A 281-nucleotide genomic window follows, 5' to 3' on the forward strand; every position below is an offset into this window, starting at 1 on the left:
ACAACACCAGCTGTGTAAGCACCATCACCTTAGATTTAAGAGTCAACCCATTACCATCACCAGTGGCCATGCCAGTTGTGGTAGAAGAATGTGATGACGATAACGATGGCTTTGCCCTGTTCGATTTAGACGCGCAAACCACTATTATTATCAATGGCGAACCAGACATTAGCATCCTCTATTACGAAACACAGGACGATGCCATGACCATGACCAATCCCTTAGCAAGCCCATACGCTAACATTGTAGCAAATATGCAAACCATATATGTGGTTGCTACT

General features: G+C 44.1%; 1 protein-coding gene. It reads left to right on the top strand.

Annotated features, from left to right (window positions below; genetic code table 11):
• Nucleotides 1-281 (top strand): hypothetical protein (locus ACVC43_RS00170; protein ID WP_452222550.1); only part of this gene is annotated, 281 nt, incomplete at both ends.

It is taken from the genome of Lacinutrix chionoecetis (genome assembly GCF_053604665.1).